The sequence below is a fragment of the Aeromonas sp. 602396 genome (assembly GCF_049173735.1).
GTDB lineage: Bacteria > Pseudomonadota > Gammaproteobacteria > Enterobacterales > Aeromonadaceae > Aeromonas > Aeromonas veronii_A.
Genome location: NZ_JAAKSD010000001.1, coordinates 504,867 through 523,407 on the forward strand (window position 1 = coordinate 504,867; position 18,541 = coordinate 523,407).

At 58.5% G+C, this 18,541-nt stretch carries 20 protein-coding genes; 17 read left to right on the forward strand and 3 right to left on the reverse strand.

All coding sequences use genetic code 11. The annotated features are described in order from the left end of the window. Nucleotides 1-27: 27 nt before the first annotated feature. Entirely contained in the window at nucleotides 28-900 is an 873-nt protein-coding gene (locus G5229_RS02255) for a U32 family peptidase (protein WP_421208284.1), read from the reverse strand. Between the two features lie 11 nt (nucleotides 901-911). Next, nucleotides 912-1,907, reverse strand: a complete 996-nt coding sequence (ubiU, locus tag G5229_RS02260; protein WP_421208285.1) for a ubiquinone anaerobic biosynthesis protein UbiU — start codon at nucleotides 1,905-1,907, stop codon at nucleotides 912-914. Between the two features lie 189 nt (nucleotides 1,908-2,096). Here ubiU and ubiT point away from each other — a divergent pair, with 189 nt between their 5' ends. After that, complete coding sequence (ubiT, locus tag G5229_RS02265) at nucleotides 2,097-2,630, forward strand: ubiquinone anaerobic biosynthesis accessory factor UbiT (RefSeq protein ID WP_157160993.1); 534 nt, start codon at nucleotides 2,097-2,099, stop codon at nucleotides 2,628-2,630. Here ubiT and G5229_RS02270 read toward each other — a convergent pair. Then, entirely contained in the window at nucleotides 2,583-2,999 is a 417-nt protein-coding gene (locus G5229_RS02270) for a hypothetical protein (RefSeq protein ID WP_307896626.1), read from the reverse strand. The two genes, ubiT and G5229_RS02270, sit on opposite strands and share 48 nt — an antisense overlap. A 188-nt stretch (nucleotides 3,000-3,187) precedes the next feature. Between G5229_RS02270 and trmJ the strand changes: the two genes are divergently transcribed. From trmJ to hisS, 16 genes are all read left to right on the forward strand, one after another. Beyond that, on the forward strand, nucleotides 3,188-3,910 hold the full coding sequence (gene trmJ / locus G5229_RS02275; protein WP_421208287.1) for a tRNA (cytosine(32)/uridine(32)-2'-O)-methyltransferase TrmJ: 723 nt from the start codon (nucleotides 3,188-3,190) through the stop codon (nucleotides 3,908-3,910). A 92-nt stretch (nucleotides 3,911-4,002) separates the two neighbouring features. Next, complete coding sequence (gene iscR / locus G5229_RS02280) at nucleotides 4,003-4,506, forward strand: Fe-S cluster assembly transcriptional regulator IscR (RefSeq protein WP_026035025.1); 504 nt, start codon at nucleotides 4,003-4,005, stop codon at nucleotides 4,504-4,506. A 53-nt stretch (nucleotides 4,507-4,559) separates the two neighbouring features. Next, nucleotides 4,560-5,774, forward strand: coding sequence for an IscS subfamily cysteine desulfurase (locus G5229_RS02285; RefSeq protein WP_013723838.1), 1,215 nt, complete (start codon nucleotides 4,560-4,562; stop codon nucleotides 5,772-5,774). A gap of 41 nt (nucleotides 5,775-5,815) precedes the next feature. After that, the gene (gene iscU / locus G5229_RS02290; protein ID WP_005333813.1) at nucleotides 5,816-6,199 is read left to right on the forward strand and encodes a Fe-S cluster assembly scaffold IscU; all 384 of its coding nucleotides are present in this window, start codon (nucleotides 5,816-5,818) and stop codon (nucleotides 6,197-6,199) included. 15 nt (nucleotides 6,200-6,214) lie between these two features. After that, a complete protein-coding gene (gene iscA / locus G5229_RS02295) occupies nucleotides 6,215-6,538 on the forward strand; it encodes an iron-sulfur cluster assembly protein IscA (RefSeq protein ID WP_005333812.1) in 324 nt (107 codons plus the stop codon). A 236-nt stretch (nucleotides 6,539-6,774) separates the two neighbouring features. Continuing rightward, the gene (hscB, locus tag G5229_RS02300; RefSeq protein ID WP_227340758.1) at nucleotides 6,775-7,293 is read left to right on the forward strand and encodes a co-chaperone HscB; all 519 of its coding nucleotides are present in this window, start codon (nucleotides 6,775-6,777) and stop codon (nucleotides 7,291-7,293) included. A gap of 28 nt (nucleotides 7,294-7,321) precedes the next feature. Continuing rightward, nucleotides 7,322-9,169, forward strand: coding sequence for a Fe-S protein assembly chaperone HscA (gene hscA / locus G5229_RS02305; RefSeq protein ID WP_005351033.1), 1,848 nt, complete (start codon nucleotides 7,322-7,324; stop codon nucleotides 9,167-9,169). A gap of 1 nt (nucleotide 9,170) precedes the next feature. Continuing rightward, a complete protein-coding gene (fdx, locus tag G5229_RS02310) occupies nucleotides 9,171-9,509 on the forward strand; it encodes an ISC system 2Fe-2S type ferredoxin (RefSeq protein WP_005333808.1) in 339 nt (112 codons plus the stop codon). 173 nt (nucleotides 9,510-9,682) lie between these two features. Next, the gene (gene pepB / locus G5229_RS02315; protein ID WP_216977894.1) at nucleotides 9,683-10,987 is read left to right on the forward strand and encodes an aminopeptidase PepB; all 1,305 of its coding nucleotides are present in this window, start codon (nucleotides 9,683-9,685) and stop codon (nucleotides 10,985-10,987) included. Beyond that, a complete protein-coding gene (gene pepB / locus G5229_RS02320; protein ID WP_005359802.1) occupies nucleotides 10,984-12,267 on the forward strand; it encodes an aminopeptidase PepB in 1,284 nt (427 codons plus the stop codon). The genes pepB (G5229_RS02315) and pepB (G5229_RS02320) overlap by 4 nt, the downstream gene beginning before the upstream one ends. A gap of 267 nt (nucleotides 12,268-12,534) precedes the next feature. Beyond that, nucleotides 12,535-12,963 carry a nucleoside-diphosphate kinase gene (gene ndk, locus G5229_RS02325; RefSeq protein ID WP_005333805.1) on the forward strand — a complete coding sequence of 143 codons (429 nt, stop codon included), beginning with the start codon at nucleotides 12,535-12,537 and terminating at the stop codon, nucleotides 12,961-12,963. A gap of 167 nt (nucleotides 12,964-13,130) precedes the next feature. Beyond that, the gene (locus G5229_RS02330; RefSeq protein ID WP_005344856.1) at nucleotides 13,131-14,234 is read left to right on the forward strand and encodes a bifunctional tRNA (adenosine(37)-C2)-methyltransferase TrmG/ribosomal RNA large subunit methyltransferase RlmN; all 1,104 of its coding nucleotides are present in this window, start codon (nucleotides 13,131-13,133) and stop codon (nucleotides 14,232-14,234) included. An 11-nt stretch (nucleotides 14,235-14,245) separates the two neighbouring features. After that, nucleotides 14,246-15,037: a PilW family type IVa pilus biogenesis/stability lipoprotein TapF gene (gene tapF, locus G5229_RS02335; protein ID WP_421172220.1), complete on the forward strand. Its 792-nt coding sequence runs from the start codon at nucleotides 14,246-14,248 to the stop codon at nucleotides 15,035-15,037. Further along, entirely contained in the window at nucleotides 15,027-15,998 is a 972-nt protein-coding gene (gene rodZ / locus G5229_RS02340) for a cytoskeleton protein RodZ (RefSeq protein ID WP_421172219.1), read from the forward strand. The genes tapF and rodZ overlap by 11 nt, the downstream gene beginning before the upstream one ends. A 10-nt stretch (nucleotides 15,999-16,008) precedes the next feature. Next, nucleotides 16,009-17,124, forward strand: coding sequence for a flavodoxin-dependent (E)-4-hydroxy-3-methylbut-2-enyl-diphosphate synthase (gene ispG / locus G5229_RS02345; protein ID WP_005333801.1), 1,116 nt, complete (start codon nucleotides 16,009-16,011; stop codon nucleotides 17,122-17,124). 138 nt (nucleotides 17,125-17,262) lie between these two features. Next, entirely contained in the window at nucleotides 17,263-18,540 is a 1,278-nt protein-coding gene (gene hisS / locus G5229_RS02350) for a histidine--tRNA ligase (protein WP_005351051.1), read from the forward strand. Nucleotide 18,541 lies beyond the last annotated feature (1 nt).

An 18,541-nucleotide genomic window follows, 5' to 3' on the forward strand; every position in this document is an offset into this window, starting at 1 on the left:
CTATTATCTTATGTTTTGCCCTTGGGCTTATTCCACCAGGCTCATGCCGGGGATCTGGCGCCAGTAGCCGTTGCAGTCGCTTCCTTGCTGCAAGGAGAGGGGAGCCTGGCCCTGCCGGTTGGCTTTGAAGCGGGCCAGCATCTCCAGCGTCTCCATCCCTTGCGGCGAAAGCCTGACCACATCTACCAGACCTTCCATATCAGCCAGCTCGTTACCCAGGTTGTAGCAGTAACCGGACTGGGTCTGGATCCCGTTGAGATTGAACACCCGCTGCCCCTCGCGGCTGTTGGCCAGTCGTCCGGTGGGGTAGTTGATGCAGGCGAGCTCGCAGTTGTCTTTCGGTTTGTCGAGGGAGCGGGCGGTGAAGCAGCGCGCCGAGTAGGCGAGCGGCAGATGGCCGTAGGCAAACACCTCCACCTCAAATTGGTCGCGCAGGGACCCCAGATCCTGATTGAGCTGGATCAGCCAGTCACGGGAGAGCTCCACCGGCATGACCCAGCGTTTCATCCCCTGTTTGAGCAACATGCGCAGCACATCGGCGTTATAGGCGTTGATGGCGGGACCACAGACGAAGGGGATCCCTGCCTCCCAGGCGAGTTGTACCGTACCGAGATCGTTGGCTTCGACCATAAGATCGCCATTGTCGACCAGCCGCTTCACCTCCTTGAGCTCGGAAGGGGCGGAGATAAGGGCGAGGGTCGAGAGCACTACCTGCTTGCCGGAGTTTGCGACCTGACGGGCCAGCGCAATCCAGTCATCGACTTTGAGTTCGCGCCGCTTGCTGCAGACGGTCTCCCCCAGATAGATGATGTCGGCCTGACTGTCGGCCGCGGCATGGTAAAAGGCCTCGGTATCGGCTTTGGGCCAGTAGAAGAGCAGAGGCCCGAGAGAGAATTGCATGGGTGGACTCCTTATTGCCACTGACGATGATAGGCGCCGAGGGTAGTCTGGCTACCTTCGGAGACGCGGGCGAGCTGGGCATCCCACTCAGCTTTAACCTGATAGGCCTCGGGATTGGCCTGATAGGCATCGATGGCCGCACGCCAGACCCGGGTCACTTGCTCCACATAAGCTGGGCTGCGTTGGCGTCCTTCAATCTTGACCGACTGGATCCCTGTCTTGAACAGCTCGGGCAACAGACCCAGGGTATTGAGACTGGTGGGCTCTTCCAGCGCGTGGTAGGTCTGCCCATCCACGTCGAAACGCCCCTTGCACAGGGTCGGATAGCCAGCATTTTCGCCCGGGCCATAGCGGTCGATCAGCACCTCGTTGAGCCGCGACTCGAGACCGTTCGGGGTCTCTTCCCAACGGACGAACTTGGCCGGTGAGCAGGCGCCGACGGTGTTGGGACTCTCGCCAGTCATGTAGGAGGAGAGATAGCAGCGCCCCTCGGCCATGATGCAGAGGCTGCCAAAAGCGAATACCTCAAGGCCAACATCGGTCTCGCGGGCCAGCTGCTTGACCTGATGCATGGAGAGCACCCGGGGCAGCACCACCCGTGTGATATTGAATTGCTGCTGATAGAAGCGAATGGCGGCGGCATTGGTGGCGCTGGCCTGCACCGAGACATGGAGTTCCATCTCGGGGTAGTGGCGGCTGGCATATTCCAGCACGGCGAGATCGGCGATGATTAACGCATCGGCGCCGAGGGCCACCCCGCGATCAACCGCCTGTTTCCATCGAGTATCGGCCCCGGGATGGGCAAAGGTATTGATGGCAATATGCAGCTTGCGACCATGTTGATGCACATAATCTACCGCCTTCTCCAGCTTGCTGTCGGTAAAGTTGAGACCGGCAAAGTGGCGTGCATTGGTGTCATCCTTGAAACCGATATAAACGGCATCGGCCCCGTTATCCACGGCGGTTTTCAGTGCCGGCAAACTGCCTGCCGGACAGAGTAATTCCATTGGTACGCTCCGAGAGTGCATATGAAGGGCAAACGAGCCCTGATTGTATGCAGCCATGCACTCCCGCTTTTTGACCTGAGGCAGCTTTATGTGGCTTTACCCTTCTTGAGGTAACCCAGCACAAGTTTGATTTCCAACAGGATCTTGCCACTCTCCCTGTGTTTGAATGCGCAAAAAAGGGAGTCTATCGTGTTTCAACAACTGCAACGCCGCCTGGTCGAACAGGCTCCGCGCTTCTTGCGCCATCCCCTCAAGCTGGTTCCCTTCAATCTGCAAAAGCAGCTGATGGAGAGTTTGCTGGCCCGGGTATTCAAAGAGGCTATCGAAGATGGCGATTTCGAGTTTCTGGCAGACAAGTGGCTGAAAGTCGAAGTCTCTGATCTGGAGCTGTGCTGGTTTATCAGTGAGCAGAATGGCCTGCTGGTGGTAGCTCGCGAGTGTGACAAGGCCGATGTCTGCTTCAGCGGTACCGCCAACGACCTGATCCTCATCGCTGGTCGCAAAGAGGATCCGGATTCGCTCTTTTTCCAGCGCAAGTTGAAGATAGAAGGGGATACCGAACTGGGCCTTGAGGTGAAAAACCTGATGGACAGTCTGGATCTCGATGGCTTGCCAAGCCTGATGAAGTATCCCCTGATGGATCTGGCGACGTTTATCGAACGCGCCCGCACCGAGTCAGCGCAGGCTCCGGTGCAGACGGCGCCGGGAGGGATCCCGTCTTAAGTGGACAATCACCCCATGGGCATGGCGACGATAATGGTGCCGTGCCCAGAGGCAACGACAGGCCCACAGACAGGGCACCAAGGCGATGAGTGCCGCAGGGGCGGGCAGCTGTGACATGGCCAGCCCCGCAGCCAGCCAGATAAAGGGTTGCGCTTCATACAGCCACTCCGGCTGTAGCCAGCGTTTGCTCGGAAAGATAATCAGATCGGTACGTCGGTAGCTGGAGCGCATCATCCAGGTCACCGCTCCGGCGATAAACAGCAAGGCGCCTGCAAACCAGAGCAGGGGCTGTTCACTCAACGTAATAATGGCAATGGCTGCCAGCAGGTAGAGGCTGGGCAATCTCTCATAGATAAAGGGAGGAAGCATGGCGTGGTGTCTCCTGTGCCGTTTATCGGATATCCATCAAGTTTAGTCCCCCCCCTCTCACTTCCCTCATGCTGGTTTGTTATACAAACGGGTGGTTTTGTTCTGAAATGGCTCGGCTTTTACGGTGCCAACATGGTGTTCTCTTATGTTACAATTGCGCGCCATTTTTGACTGAAGATTGACTGGGCATGTTGGATCAGATTCGTATCGTTTTGGTAAACACCTCTCATACCGGCAACATGGGGTCTGCGGCACGCGCCATGAAGACCATGGGGTTGACCCAGCTGGTATTGGTTGATCCGCAAGCCTTGCCGGATGACAATGCCTTCGCCCTGGCGGCTGGTGCCAGCGATGTGCTTGCCAATGCCCGTATCGTCCCGACACTGGACGACGCGATCGCCGATTGTGGTCTGGTGATTGGCTCCAGCGCCCGCTCTCGAACCCTGAGCTGGCCCATGCTCGATCCCCGTGAGGCCGGCGAAAAGTCGGTGGTTGAGGGGATGCAGCACCCGGTTGCGTTGGTGTTTGGTCGTGAGCGCACCGGTCTCACCAACGACGAATTGCAAAAGTGCCACTACCACGTGGCCATTCCGGCCAATCCTGATTACAGCTCTCTCAATCTGGCCATGGCGGTGCAGACCCTCTGTTACGAAGTGCGGATGCGCTGGCTGCTGGGGCAGGCCGCCGAGCCTGAAGAGGAGATGGCCTATCCGAGTGCCGCCCAGCTGGAAGGGTTTTATAAGCACTTGGAACAAACCCTGATGAAGACCGGTTTTATTGCCGATGACCATCCGGGTCATGTGATGAGCAAGCTGCGTCGCCTGTTCAATCGGGCTCGGCCGGAAGCGGCTGAGCTCAACATTCTGCGCGGTATTCTGACCTCGGTGCAGAAAGCGCGCGTACCGGATTAATCCGACTGATTTACTCAACCATATACTTGACTGATTTGGTCGGGTATGTGACCATGTGCCCCATTAAATTGCTTCGCAAGACGGTAAGGCACATGAGACTGACTTCAAAAGGACGTTACGCTGTAACCGCCATGCTCGACGTGGCGCTGCATGCAGAGCAGGGGCCCGTCCCCCTTGCCGATATTTCCGAGCGCCAGGGCATCTCGTTGTCCTATCTCGAGCAGCTCTTTGCCCGCCTGCGCAAACATGGTCTGGTGAGCAGCGTGCGTGGCCCGGGTGGTGGTTATCGCCTCGGGTTGGCCCCAGGCGAGATTTCGGTTGGTCAGGTGATCACCGCGGTCGATGAGTCGGTCGATGCCACCAAGTGTCTCGGCAAGGGCGGTTGCCACGGCGGTACCCAGTGCCTGACTCACTCCCTGTGGCGTGATTTGAGTGAGCGGATCTCCAGCTTCCTCGGGGATATCACGCTGGCTGAGCTGGTACGCCAGGCCGATGTGCGCCGGATTGCCGGCAAGCAAGATGAACAAATGAAGACCGTGTTGTCCCTGGTTGATCGGGCAGAACACGGCGATGTGAGCTTGAAAGTCCAACTATAAACGTGCTTTCCACAGCGGGACTCTGTATGACCCGGACTGTGACGGAGAAAAACATGAAACTGCCTATTTACCTTGATTATTCGGCAACCTGTCCGGTGGACCCGCGTGTCGCAGAAAAAATGATGCAGTGTCTCACCATGGATGGCCTGTTCGGCAATCCGGCTTCCCGTTCTCACCGCTTTGGCTGGCAAGCCGAAGAGGCGGTGGATCTGGCCCGTAATCAAGTGGCAGATCTGATCGGTGCCGATCCCCGCGAGATCGTCTTCACTTCCGGTGCTACCGAATCCAATAACCTGGCCATCAAGGGTGTTGCCCACTTCTATGCCAGCAAGGGCAAGCACATCATCACCTCCAAGACCGAACACAAGGCGGTGCTCGATACCTGTCGCCAGCTGGAGCGTGAAGGGTTCGAGGTGACCTATCTTGAGCCGATGCCCAACGGCCTGTTCACTATCGAGATGATCGAGAATGCCATGCGTGATGACACCATCCTGGTCAGCATCATGCATGTGAACAACGAAATCGGCGTGGTTCAGAACATTGCCGCCATCGGCGAGTTGTGCCGTTCCCGCAAGATCCTGCTGCACGTGGATGCCGTTCAGAGTGTGGGCAAGATCCCGGTAGATGTGGAAGCACTGAAAGTGGACCTGCTCTCCGTCTCAGCGCACAAGGTGTACGGTCCGAAAGGGATCGGTGCACTGTTTGTTCGCCGCAAACCCCGCGTTCGTCTGGAAGCCCAGATGCACGGTGGCGGCCACGAGCGCGGCATGCGTTCCGGTACTCTGCCGACCCACCAGATCGTCGGGATGGGCGAAGCTTTCCGCATCGCCAAAGAAGAGATGGTGAGTGAAGGCGAGCGTATCTTGGCACTGCGCCAGCGTCTGTGGAATGGCATCAAGGACATTGAAGCCGTCTACATCAATGGCGATCTGGAGCAACGTGTTCCGGGCAACCTCAACGTCAGCTTTGCCTATGTGGAAGGGGAATCCCTCATCATGGCGCTGAAAGATTTGGCAGTCTCTTCCGGTTCGGCCTGTACCTCCGCCAGCCTGGAACCTTCCTATGTGCTGCGCGCACTGGGTCTGAACGACGAGCTGGCACACAGCTCCATCCGTTTCAGCATGGGTCGCTTCACCACCGAGGAAGAGATTGACTACGCGGTCAAGCTTATTCGTGACTCCATCGGTCGTCTGCGTGAGATGTCCCCTCTGTGGGAGATGTACAAAGACGGCGTCGATCTGAACACGGTCGAATGGGCTCATCACTGATCTATCTGGTCAGTGAGCAACAGAATTAGCAGGAGTGAGATATGGCTTACAGTGAAAAAGTAATCGACCACTACGAGAATCCTCGCAACGTCGGTGGTTTTGACAAGAATGATCCCAGTGTTGCAACCGGCATGGTCGGTGCGCCCGCCTGTGGCGACGTGATGAAGCTGCAATTGAAGATCAGCGACGAAGGCATCATCGAAGATGCCAAGTTCAAGACCTACGGCTGCGGTTCTGCTATCGCCTCCAGCTCCCTGGTGACCGAATGGGTCAAGGGCAAGACCTTGGACGAAGCGGCTGGCATCAAGAACACCGATATCGCTGAAGAGCTGGCCCTGCCACCGGTGAAGATCCACTGCTCCATTCTGGCTGAGGACGCCATCAAGGCCGCCATCGCCGATTACAAGCAGAAGAAAGGTCTCTAAGCGCCGGAGAGCAGTATGGCTATTACCATGACAGATGCCGCCGCGGCACGGGTTTCCTCTTTTCTGGCTAACCGGGGCAAGGGCATTGGCCTGCGCCTCGGCGTCAAAACCACCGGCTGCTCCGGTCTGGCCTACGTGCTTGAGTTCGTTGATGAACTGACCGATGAGGATCAGGTGTTCGAGCAGCAGGGCGTCAAGATTATTGTCGATGCCAAGAGCCTGATCCATCTGGATGGCACCGAGCTGGATTTCGTCAAGGAGGGCCTCAACGAGGGCTTCCAATTCAACAATCCCAATGCCAAAGGCGAGTGTGGTTGTGGCGAAAGCTTCAGTGTCTGAGATGTTTGACGTGAATGATCTTTCGTCTGTTGTTGAACGGGTCAGATATGCGTAGTTCAACAATACCTTCTCATGCGCCAAAGGCGAGTGTGGTTGCGGCGAAAGCTTCAGTGTCTGAGTCGTTTGACGTCAATGATCCTTCGTCTGTGGTTGAGCGGGTTGTCCATGACCCGTTCAACCACATCTCATTTGCCAGGGGCGAGTGAGGTTGTGACGAACGTTTCCAAGAGGTTTGCATGAATCATTTCGAGCTGTTTGGGCTGGTTGAAGGCTTCGAGCTCGATACCCGTCAGTTGGCTGATACCTACCGCCAGCTGCAAACCCAATTCCATCCTGATCGTTTTGCCACCGCCCCCGAACGGGAGCAGCTGGCTGCGGTGCAACGTGCCGCCCAGATCAATGAAGCATTCACCACCCTCAAGGCGCCGCTGCGCCGTGCCGAATATCTGCTCTCCCTGCGTGGCACCGATATCCGTGGTGAACAGCAGACTCTGCAAGATAGCGCGTTTCTGATGCAGCAGCTGGAGTGGCGCGAGCGTCTGGCCGATCTGAAAGATGACGCCGACCCTGAGTGCGCCATCAAGGATTTTCGCAGCGAGATCAGGCATGATCACCAGATGTTGATGCAGCAGCTGACCGAGTCTCTTGCCGCCGGCAGAGATCTCGTTGCCGCTGATTGCGTTCGCAAACTCAAGTTTGTCGACAAGCTCCTCGAAGAGCTGGAACGATTCGAAGACTCGCTTCTCGAGTCTTGATCCTTTAACGCTGGAAGTTTCATTACCCATGGCATTACTGCAAATCGCCGAACCCGGCCAGAGCGCTGTTCCTCATCAGCACAAACGTGCCGTCGGGATCGATCTCGGCACCACCAACTCTCTCGTCGCTGCGGTTCGCAGTGGTCACGCCGATACCCTTTGCGATGAGCAAGGGCGCGACCTGCTCCCGTCAGTGGTGCACTATCAAAGCGACGCCATTCGAGTCGGGATTGATGCCAAGCGCGAAGCGGCGCTCGATCCTCACAACACCATCGTCTCGGTCAAACGGATGATGGGCAAGGCGCTGGCCGATATCGATACCCGCCAGCAGCCTTACCAGTTTGTTGCCGCCGACAATGGCATGCCGCAACTGCAAACCCGTCAGGGGCTGGTCAATCCGGTGCAGGTCTCGGCCGAAATCCTCAAAAAGCTGGCCGAGCGTGGCGCCCAGACTCTCGGGGGCGATCTCGATGGCGTGGTCATTACCGTGCCCGCCTATTTCGATGATGCCCAGCGTCAGGGGACCAAGGATGCGGCCCGTCTGGCCGGTCTGCACGTACTGCGTCTGCTCAACGAGCCGACCGCGGCCGCGATTGCCTATGGCCTTGACTCCGGTCAGGAAGGGGTGATCGCGGTTTACGATCTGGGGGGCGGCACCTTCGATATCTCCATCCTGCGTCTGCACCGCGGTGTGTTTGAAGTGATGGCGACCGGCGGCGATTCCGCCCTCGGCGGTGATGATTTTGATCACCTGCTGGCGGACTGGATCAAGGAGCAAGCGGGCCTCTCCGGTGAGCTGGATGCCCATCTGCAGCGCGAGCTGCTGGATGTGGCCGCTGCCGTCAAACACGGCCTGACCGATGCCGAGCAGGTGGCGTGCACCTTTGCTGGCTGGCAGGGTTCAGTGAGCCGTAGCCAGTTTGATGAACTCATCACCCCGCTGGTGAAACGGACCTTGCTGGCTTGTCGCCGCGCCCTGCGCGATGCCGGTCTCGAGCAGGTGGAAGTGCTGGAAGTGGTGATGGTCGGTGGCTCCACCCGGGTGCCGCTGGTGCGTGAACTGGTGGGCGAGTTCTTCCAGCGTACGCCGCTGACCAGCATCGATCCGGACAAGGTTGTCGCCATCGGCGCCGCCATCCAGGCCGATATTCTGGTGGGCAACAAGCCCGATGCCGAGATGCTGCTGCTGGACGTTATCCCGCTATCGCTGGGTCTGGAGACCATGGGTGGCCTCGCCGAGAAAGTGATCCCGCGCAACACTACCATTCCGGTTGCCCGCGCCCAAGAGTTCACCACCTTCAAGGATGGTCAGACCGCCATGGCGATACATGTGGTACAGGGCGAGCGCGAGCTGGTGGCCGATTGCCGCTCCCTGGCCCGCTTTACCCTGACCGGTATTCCGCCGATGGCTGCCGGCGCCGCCCATATTCGCGTCACCTTCCAGGTGGATGCGGATGGGCTGCTCTCGGTCAGCGCCATGGAGAAATCCTCCGGCGTGCAGGCCGAGATCCAGGTCAAGCCCTCTTACGGGTTGGCGGAGCAGGATATCCTCAACATGCTGAGTGCCTCCATCGAGAACGCCCAGCAGGATATGGATGCCCGCATGCTGGCCGAGCAGCAGGTTGAAGCCGACCGGGTGGTCGAGAGTCTCAATGCGGCGCTGGCCGCCGATGGCGATGCCCTGCTCAATGCTGCCGAGCGTGCCGAGATTGATGCCGCCATCGCCCATCTGCTGACCATGCGCAACAGCGGTGCAACCCATCAAATCAAAGAAGCCATTGAGGCAGCCGATGCTGTCAGTGGCGAGTTTGCAGCCCGCCGGATGGACGCCTCCATCCGCAAGGTGCTGACCGGACAAAACGTCAACAAGGTGTAATATGCCAAAACTGATCATTCTTCCTCATCCCGTACTCTGTCCGGATGGCGCCGCCCTCGAGGGGCAAAGCGGCGAGACTATTCTGGATGTGGCACTGCGTAACGGTATCGAAATCGAGCACGCCTGCGAGAAATCCTGTGCCTGCACTACCTGCCACTGCGTGGTGCGCGAGGGCTTTGACTCGCTCGAGCCAAGTGACGAGCTGGAAGACGACATGCTGGACAAGGCGTGGGGGCTGGAGCCGGAATCTCGTCTCAGTTGCCAGGCAAAACTGGCGGACGAGGATCTGGTGGTGGAACTGCCCAAGTACACCCTGAACCTTGCCTCTGAACGCCATTAATTACACATGAGTGAATTGCACGTGCAGCATCCTGTGGTGCTTCAGTGATATGGTGGAAGGCCGTGACCCTCGGGGGCACGGCCTTTTTTGTATTCGTTATTCTCTCTTTGCCAATAAGCTCTTTCCCATAAAGAGTACTTATACATAGTGCCAGTAAAAAGGAAGCAAACACGATGGCTGACATGATGAAGGTAGCGTTATCCACCCAGGCTGCGGCCGCCTATTGGGGCGAGGGCGCCCAGCTCAGTTTCAATGGCGACGAGGCACTGATCCATCTTGGTGCCGCCGGTCAGGAGAAGGATGTTCTGCGCACCGTTCAGCGCGCCGCCCGTCGCCTCGAATCGAGCGGGATCAAGCGGGTGACGCTGGTCGGTGAAGGCTGGGATCTGGAGCGTCGCTACGCGTTCGCCCAGGGGTTCTACGCCGCCAAGGGAGCCCGTGAACTGGATTTCGGCCAGCAGAGCGACGCGGAAGCACGTGAACTGGAGGCGCTGCTCAAGGCGGCTCGCTGGGTACGTGACATCACCAATGGCTGTCCGGAAGAGATCTACCCCATGAGTCTGGCGGAATCGGCCCTGTTGCTCATTCGTGGTCTGGCCGGGGATCAGGTTACAGCTCGCATCACCGCCGGTGAGGCGCTGCGCGAGTCCGGCCATATCGGGATCTGGTCGGTTGGCCGTGGCAGCGAGCGCGAGCCTGTGCTGCTGGAGCTTGACTACAACCCGACCGGTGATCGCAATGCGCCCGTGGTGGCGGCGCTGGTGGGCAAGGGGATCACTTTTGATTCCGGTGGCTACTCCATGAAGTCCTCTGACAACATGCTGCCGATGAAGTCCGACATGGGCGGCGCGGCCATGGTGACCGGTGCGCTGGCGCTGGCTATCAGCCGCGGTCTGAACCAGCGGGTGAAGCTCATTCTCTGCTGCGCCGAGAACCTGGTCTCCGGCCACGCCTTCAAGCTGGGCGACATCCTTACCTACAAAAACGGCATTTCGGTCGAGATCCAGAACACCGATGCGGAAGGGCGTCTGGTGCTAGCCGATGGCCTGATGGCGGCCTCCGACAGCGGTGCAGCTTATATCCTTGACGCAGCCACCCTGACCGGCGCCGCCAAGATGGCGCTGGGGCGCGACTACAATGCGGTGTTTGCCCTCGATGAGACCGAACAGCTGCGTGCGCTGGCCGCCGCCAAGGTGGAAAACGAACAGGCGTGGGCGCTGCCGCTGGAACCCTGGCATGCCAGCCAGCTCACCTCGGCCTTTGCCGATCTGGGCAACGTCGCCTCGGCAGAGGGTACGGCCGGTGCCACCACGGCTGCTGCGTTCCTTTCCCGCTTCGTGCGTGATGAGGGCAAGGGTTGGGTGCATCTGGATCTGGCAGCCTCCTATCAGAAATCGGGCAACGATCTCTGGGCGACCGGCGCCAAGGGGCACGGTCTGCGTACCATCGCCCGCTGGCTGCAGGAGGTGACCGCATGAATGTCTGGTTAAGTCGTGAATTTGCACCGGCCGAGTGGGGGGAGGGGGCGCTGCTCTCTCACCGTGCCGACGGCATGGTGATCCATCTGGTGACGGCCAATCCGCTGCTCGATATCCAGCAAGCGGCCCGTCGCCTCTGCCAGCAGGGGATCCAGAAAGTGACCCTGGCTGGTCATTGGGAGCGTGAACAGCAGTGGGCTTTTGCCCAAGGGCTGCAAACCCCCAAGGCGGAGGTGCAACTGCAGTGGGCCATGTCCTCGGAAGAGGACAGAGAGGAGCTGGAAGCGCGTTGGCTCTGCGGCCGCTGGGTGCGCGAGATGACCAATGCCACCCCGGAGCAGTTGGGCCCGCTGGAGCTGGCGGTGGAAGCTGCCTCTTTTATTACCGAGCTGGCGCCGGACAAGGTGAGTCATCGCATTTTGAAAGGCGAAGCGCTGCAACAGGCGGGCTGGGTCGGCCTCTATCAGGTGGGCCGCGGCAGTGCGCGCGAACCGGTATTGCTGGAGCTCGACTTCAACCCGGGGCGTGACCCCAAGGCGCCGGTGGCAGCAGCGCTGGTGGGCAAGGGGATCACCTTTGACTCCGGCGGCTACTCCATGAAGAGCTCCGAGGGGATGCTCACCATGAAGTGCGACATGGGGGGCGCGGCGATTGTCACCGGTGCGCTGGCGCTGGCCATGCTGCGCGGGCTCGACAAGCGGGTGAAGCTGATCCTCTGCTGCGCCGAGAACCTGGTCTCCGGCCACGCCTACAAGCTGGGCGACATCCTCACCTACAAGAACGGTACCACAGTCGAGATTGTGAATACCGATGCCGAAGGGCGGCTGGTGCTGGCCGATGGCTTGCAACTGGCGAGCGAGTCCGGCGCACCGCTGATCATCGATGCCGCAACTCTGACTGGTGCTGCCGTGATGGCGCTGGGTGGGCGCTACAATGCTCTGTTCGGCCTCGACAAAGGGTTGGTAAGTCGGGCCATGACCTATGCCGATGCCGAGCATGAGCCAGCCTGGCCGTTGCCGCTGGAGCCCTGGCACCGCCAGCAGTGCCCTTCCCATTACGCCGACACGGCCAACAGCCGTCCGGTGAAGGGGGGCGGGCCGGGTGGCGCCTCCAACGCGGCGGGTTTCCTCTCCCGTTTCGTTGCCAACGAAGGGATGGGCTGGCTGCATATCGATCTGGCCGCCTGCTTCAGTGACAACGGCGATGCCCTCTGGGCGCCGGGAGCCAATACTCTGGGGATGCGCACCATAGCGCGGGCCTTGCTGGCGGAAGCCAAATAGGCGAGACAAGGCACCTTCGGGTGCCTTTTTCATGCTGTTCGAATTGTGAACAAAAGATGGGGTTTTGGCGGCTTAAGGTAACTATCGTGCGCAAGCGCACATATTTTCCGGCTCTGCTCGGTCAAGATGAGTGTGGATGTTGATTGCAAGGGAGTGATGTTTAATAAAAAGTTGCTTGTTTGTGTGTTTTTCCGGTTTTTGTTTACGTATAATCGCCAGCGAACATGGATTCTAACAATAAAACTCTGTAGTTAAGGAAAGATATCAATGGCCATCGAACGTACCTTCTCTATCGTTAAACCGGATGCTGTCAGCAAGAACCTGATCGGTGCCATCTATAGCCGTTTCGAAAGCGCAGGCTTGAAAGTGGTGGCATCCAAAATGCTGCACATGAGCAGTGAACAGGCTGCCGGTTTCTATGCCGAGCATCAGGGCAAGCCTTTTTATGACAATCTGGTCAGCTTCATGACCTCTGGCCCTGTCATGGTACAGGTGCTGGAAGGGGAAGACGCCATCCGTCGCAATCGCGAGATCATGGGTGCTACCAACCCGAAAGAGGCGCTGGCTGGTACCTTGCGTGCCTGTTATGCCGAGAGCATCGATCGCAACGCAGTGCATGGCTCCGATGCACCTGCATCCGCTGCCCGCGAAATTGCCTACTTCTTCTCTGACAACGAGATCTGCCCGCGCGGCTGATTTTTGTGGATGATGACCCAAGGGAGCCTCGGCTCCCTTTGTTGTTTTCGCCGTTTACGCAATATCCCTCTATTCTCCAGGTGGAAAGCCAGACCCATTATTTGTACAATGCCGCCCCCTGACGTCGTCAGCCAATAATTGATGAAGTGTTTGAACTGAGGCCATTGATGAGCGAAACAAAAATCAACCTGCTGGATCTTGATCGGGATGCCATGCGTGCCTTTTTCGTCGAACTGGGCGAGAAGCCATTCCGGGCAGATCAGGTCATGAAGTGGATCTATCACTTTGGGTGTGATGATTTCGATCAGATGACCAACGTCAACAAGGTGCTCAAAGAGCGCCTCAAGGCGATCGCCGAGATCAAGGCGCCCGAGATCAGCCGCGAGCAGCGCTCTGCCGATGGCACCATCAAGTGGGCTCTGCAGGTGGGCGATCAGGAGGTAGAGACCGTCTACATCCCGGAAGATGACCGCGCGACCCTCTGCGTCTCCTCTCAAGTTGGCTGTGCGCTGGAGTGCAAGTTCTGCTCCACGGCTCAACAAGGCTTCAACCGCAATCTGAAAGTCTCCGAGATCATCGGTCAGGTGTGGCGTGCGGCCCGCGTGGTCGGTGGCAAGCGTCCCATCACCAACGTGGTGATGATGGGGATGGGCGAGCCGCTGCTCAATCTCGCCAACGTGGTGCCCGCCATGCGTCTGATGATGGATGACTACGGCTTTGGCATCTCCAAGCGCCGGGTGACCATCTCCACCTCTGGCGTGGTACCTGCGCTGGACAAGCTGGGTGACCAGATCGACGTGGCGCTGGCTATCTCCCTGCACGCCCCGAACGACAAGTTGCGTTCAGAGATCATGCCGATCAACGACAAGTACAACATCGAGGAGTTCCTCGCCGGTGTCCGTCGTTACCTGGCCAAATCCAATGCCAACGGTGGTCGGGTGACCGTCGAATATGTGCTGCTCGATCATATCAATGACGATATGCAGCATGCTCACGAGCTGGCCAAGGTGCTCAAGGATACTCCGAGCAAGATCAACCTGATCCCGTTCAACCCCTTCCCGGGCAACCCTTATGGCAAGCCGAGCAATAGCCGTATCGATCGCTTCTCCAAGGTGCTGATGGAGTACGGTTTCACCGTGATTGTCCGCAAGACCCGTGGTGATGACATTGATGCCGCCTGTGGTCAGCTGGTGGGTGACGTGATTGACCGTACCAAGCGAACTATCAAAAATCGGATGCAACAGGATGGGATTTCCGTCAAAATGGTTTAAATGCTAAGCCATTGTATAGACAGGGAATGGATACACGTACATTGATCGTAGTGGCAGCGCTCTGCGCGCTGCCAGGCTGTGTGACCGAGACCACTTACGCTGGCCAGAACTCGACCCAGCGTGAAGTGGGTCCTGACCTCAAGGCGGCTGCCCAAACCCGCCTCGACCTGGGTATCCAGTACCTGCGTCAGGGCAATGCCGAGCAGGCCAAGTTCAATCTTGATCGCGCCCTCCAGTATGACCCCTCCAATCCTCAGGTGCAGATCGGTTTTGCCTACTTCTACCAGAGGGTGGGGGATTTCAAGGCGGCTGAAGAGCATTACAAGAACGCCCTTACCATGGATCCGTCCAATGCTGACGCAATGAACAACTATGGCGCCTTCCTCTGTGATCGTGGCCGTTATGATGAGGCAGACAAGGCATTCAACCAGGCTGTTATTCAACCAGGCTATGTGAAGATTGCCGATACCTATGAAAATGCGGCACTTTGTGCCCTGCAAAATCGCAGAAATGATAAAGCAACCGAGTACTATCTCCTGGCCTTGGGGTATAATCCTGGCAATCCAAGGTTATTGCTGGACTTGGCTGAGCTTTCCATGAAAGATGGCAAGCTGCCTGATGTGCAGTCCTACCTCGCCCGTTTTGCCGATGTGTCAGACGAGAATGAGGAGAGTCTCTGGTTGAGACTCAGATTGGCACAGGCAATGGACAAGCCGGCATTACTTCACCAATTCGGGACTGAGCTGGTAAGGCAATATCCCACTTCGCAACAAGCCAAGCGTTATTTAGCCAATGACTATTGAACAGCCACACGATTTCCAACAAGACGACTCCCAGGCAGCAGGTCCAGGCCAGCTGCTGCGCAATGCCCGTGAACAGCTTGGCTGGACACGAGAACAGGTTGCGTCCCGCATTCACCTTCGTCTGACCCTGATCGCCGCCATCGAATCGGATACCTACGACAAACATACGTCCCATACCTTTATTCGGGGCTATCTGCGTACCTATGCCAAGTTGGTCGGGATCCCGGAAGAGACCATTCTGGCCGCTTACGACAAGCTGGGTCTGACTCCTCCCGACAATATCGACATGCAGAGCTTCTCCCGTCGCTCTCGCCAGCAAGTCAACGACAGTCGGCTCAAGGTAGTCACCTGGCTGGTTATTCTGGTGCTGATTGCGCTCTCGGTCGCCTGGTGGTGGCAGAGTACTTCACGCCGCTCCGCCGGTGATGAAGCGCTGGCAGCCACCGAGATGAGTGCGACCAGTTCGACTCCGGCTGAACCTGCAATCACGCCGCCCGATGCGATCAACACAGCTCCGGTGGAAGGCGCTGCCATCGCACCTGCCGCCACTGACGTGACTGCCCCCGCGGTGGTCTCCGATGCGACTGCTACCCTGGCGCCTGCTTCTGCGGCTGTTGCCCCGACCGATGTCAGCGCGGCTGTCGGCACTGCGACCGATGCTGCGGTATCCGGCGCCAATGGCACCGAATCTGAAGAGGCTGTCGTTGATCCGGCGACTGCGCCGCAACTGAAGATGAGCTTCACCGCCGATTGCTGGCTGGATGTGAAGGATGCCAACGGCAAGACCCTGTTCAGTGGTCTGAAGAAGGCCAACGACGAGCTGGTGCTGGAAGGCGCCGAGCCCCTGAAGTTCATCATTGGCGCGCCCATGGCCGTCAAGCTTGACTACAAGGGTCAGTCGTTTGATATGAGCCGTTACAACAACGGTCGTACAGCCCGCTTCTCACTGCCGCAGGAGTAATCTGTTTCCCATGTCTTCTCACGAATCACCCATCATTCGTCGTAAATCCAGACAGATCATGGTTGGTAATGTACCGGTTGGGGGCGATGCCCCCATTACCGTGCAGACCATGACCAACACCAAGACCACAGATGTCGCCGCCACCATCGAGCAGATCCAGCGGATCGAGCGGGTCGGTGCCGATATCGTCCGTGTCTCCGTGCCCACCATGGAAGCGGCGGAAGCCTTCCGGCTGATCAAACAGCAGACCCGCATCCCCATCGTCGCCGATATCCACTTCGACTATCGCATCGCCCTGAAAGTGGCCGAGTACGGTGCCGACTGCCTGCGTATCAACCCGGGCAACATCGGCAACGAGCAGCGGGTGCGCTCGGTGGTCGATTGCGCGCGCGACCTCAATATCCCGATCCGTATCGGGGTCAATGGCGGGTCGCTGGAGAAAGATATTCAGGAGAAGTACGGCGAGCCGACCCCAGAGGCGCTGGTAGAGTCAGCCATGCGCCACGTGGACTATCTCGATCGTCTCGATTTCCAGGATTTCAAGGTGAGCGTCAAGGCCTCCGATGTGTTCCTGGCGGTCGGTGCCTATCGCCTGCTGGCCAAACAGATTGAGCAGCCGCTGCACCTTGGCATCACCGAAGCGGGCGGTTTCCGTGCCGGCGCGGTGAAGTCTGCCATTGGTCTGGGCATGCTGCTCACTGACGGCATCGGCGATACCCTGCGTATCTCGCTGGCGGCGGATCCGGTGGAGGAGGTAAAGGTCGGTTTCGATATCCTCAAATCCCTGCGTATTCGCTCCCGTGGCATCAACTTTATCGCTTGCCCATCCTGCTCACGGCAGGAGTTCGATGTGATCGCCACCGTCAACGCGCTGGAAGAGCGGCTCGAAGACATCATCACCCCGATGGATGTTTCCATCATCGGTTGCGTGGTGAATGGGCCGGGCGAAGCGCTGGTCTCCGACCTTGGTCTGGCGGGTGCCGCCAACAAGAGTGCCTTCTATGAGGGAGGCCAGCGGGTCGATCGGCTCGACAACAAGGATCTCATTCCAACTTTGGAGCGCCGCATTCGCGCTCGCGCCGCCATGCTGGATCCCGCCAACCGGATCCCGATGGACAAGGAGTGAGCGAAACAGGGCCACATTGGGTGGCCCTTTTTCCAGGTGACTGATTTTAAATCCCGCATCCGGATTCCCTGATTTTACCTTGGGGGGGAAAATCCCTATAATGCGGCCAAATTTTACCTCTTTTTCTCGAGTATCAACGTGGCAAAACAGATCCAAGCTATTCGCGGTATGAATGATTGCCTGCCGGAGCAGAGCCCGGTATGGCAGAAGGTTGAACAGATCCTGCGCCAAGTCGTTGCCAGCTATGGCTACAGCGAAGTGCGCATGCCGATTGTCGAGCAGACTCATCTGTTCAAGCGCGCTATCGGTGAAGTGACCGACGTGGTCGAAAAAGAGATGTACACCTTTGAAGACCGCAACGGCGACAGCCTGAGCCTGCGTCCGGAAGGGACCGCCAGCTGCGTGCGTGCCGGTATCGAACACGGTCTGCTCTACAACCAGGAACGCCGGATGTGGTACATGGGCCCCATGTTCCGTCACGAGCGTCCCCAGAAGGGCCGTTATCGCCAGTTCCACCAGTTCGGTGTCGAGCTGTTTGGCATCAACGGGCCGGACATCGACGCTGAGCTGATCATGCTGACCCACCGTCTGTGGCGTCTGTTTGGCATCAGCGAGCATGTCACCCTGCAGCTCAACACCCTGGGTCAGAGCGCCGAGCGTGCCGCTTACCGCGATGCGCTGGTGGCCTATCTGGAGCAGTACAAGGAGCAGCTGGACGAAGAGAGCCAGCGCCGCATGTACAGCAACCCGCTGCGGGTGCTCGACTCCAAGGATGAAAAGGTACAGGCCATTCTGGCGGGTGCCCCGCGTCTGTTCGACCATCTGGGCGAAGAGAGCCTGGCCCACTTCGAGGGGCTCAAGCGCCTGCTCGAGTCTGCCGGTATCAAATATGAAGTGAACGAGCGTCTGGTGCGTGGTCTTGACTACTACAACCTGACCGTGTTCGAGTGGGTCACCAGCAGTCTGGGTGCCCAGGGTACCGTCTGTGCCGGTGGCCGCTACGATGGTCTGGTGGAGCAGCTGGGCGGTCAACCGACCCCGGCCGTGGGCTTTGCCATGGGCATGGAGCGTCTGGTGCTGATGCTGGAAACCCTCGAGCTCAACGCCGATATCCGCCCGGCGGTGGATGTCTATCTGGCGATGGTGGGCGAGGGGACCGAGCAGGCTGGCTTCCAGCTGGCCGAGCGTCTGCGTGATGCTCTGCCGGACCTGCGCCTCATGAGCCACTGCGGTGGTGGCAACTTCAAGAAACAACTCAAACGTGCCGACAAGAGCGGCGCGGCAATCGCCCTGATCCTTGGTGAAACCGAGGTGCAAAACGGGGAGATCACTATCAAATATCTGCGTGGTCAGGCCGAGCAACAGACCGTCAAGGTTGACGCCGCCATTGCCCTGCTGGCAGCCAAAGGAGAGTAAG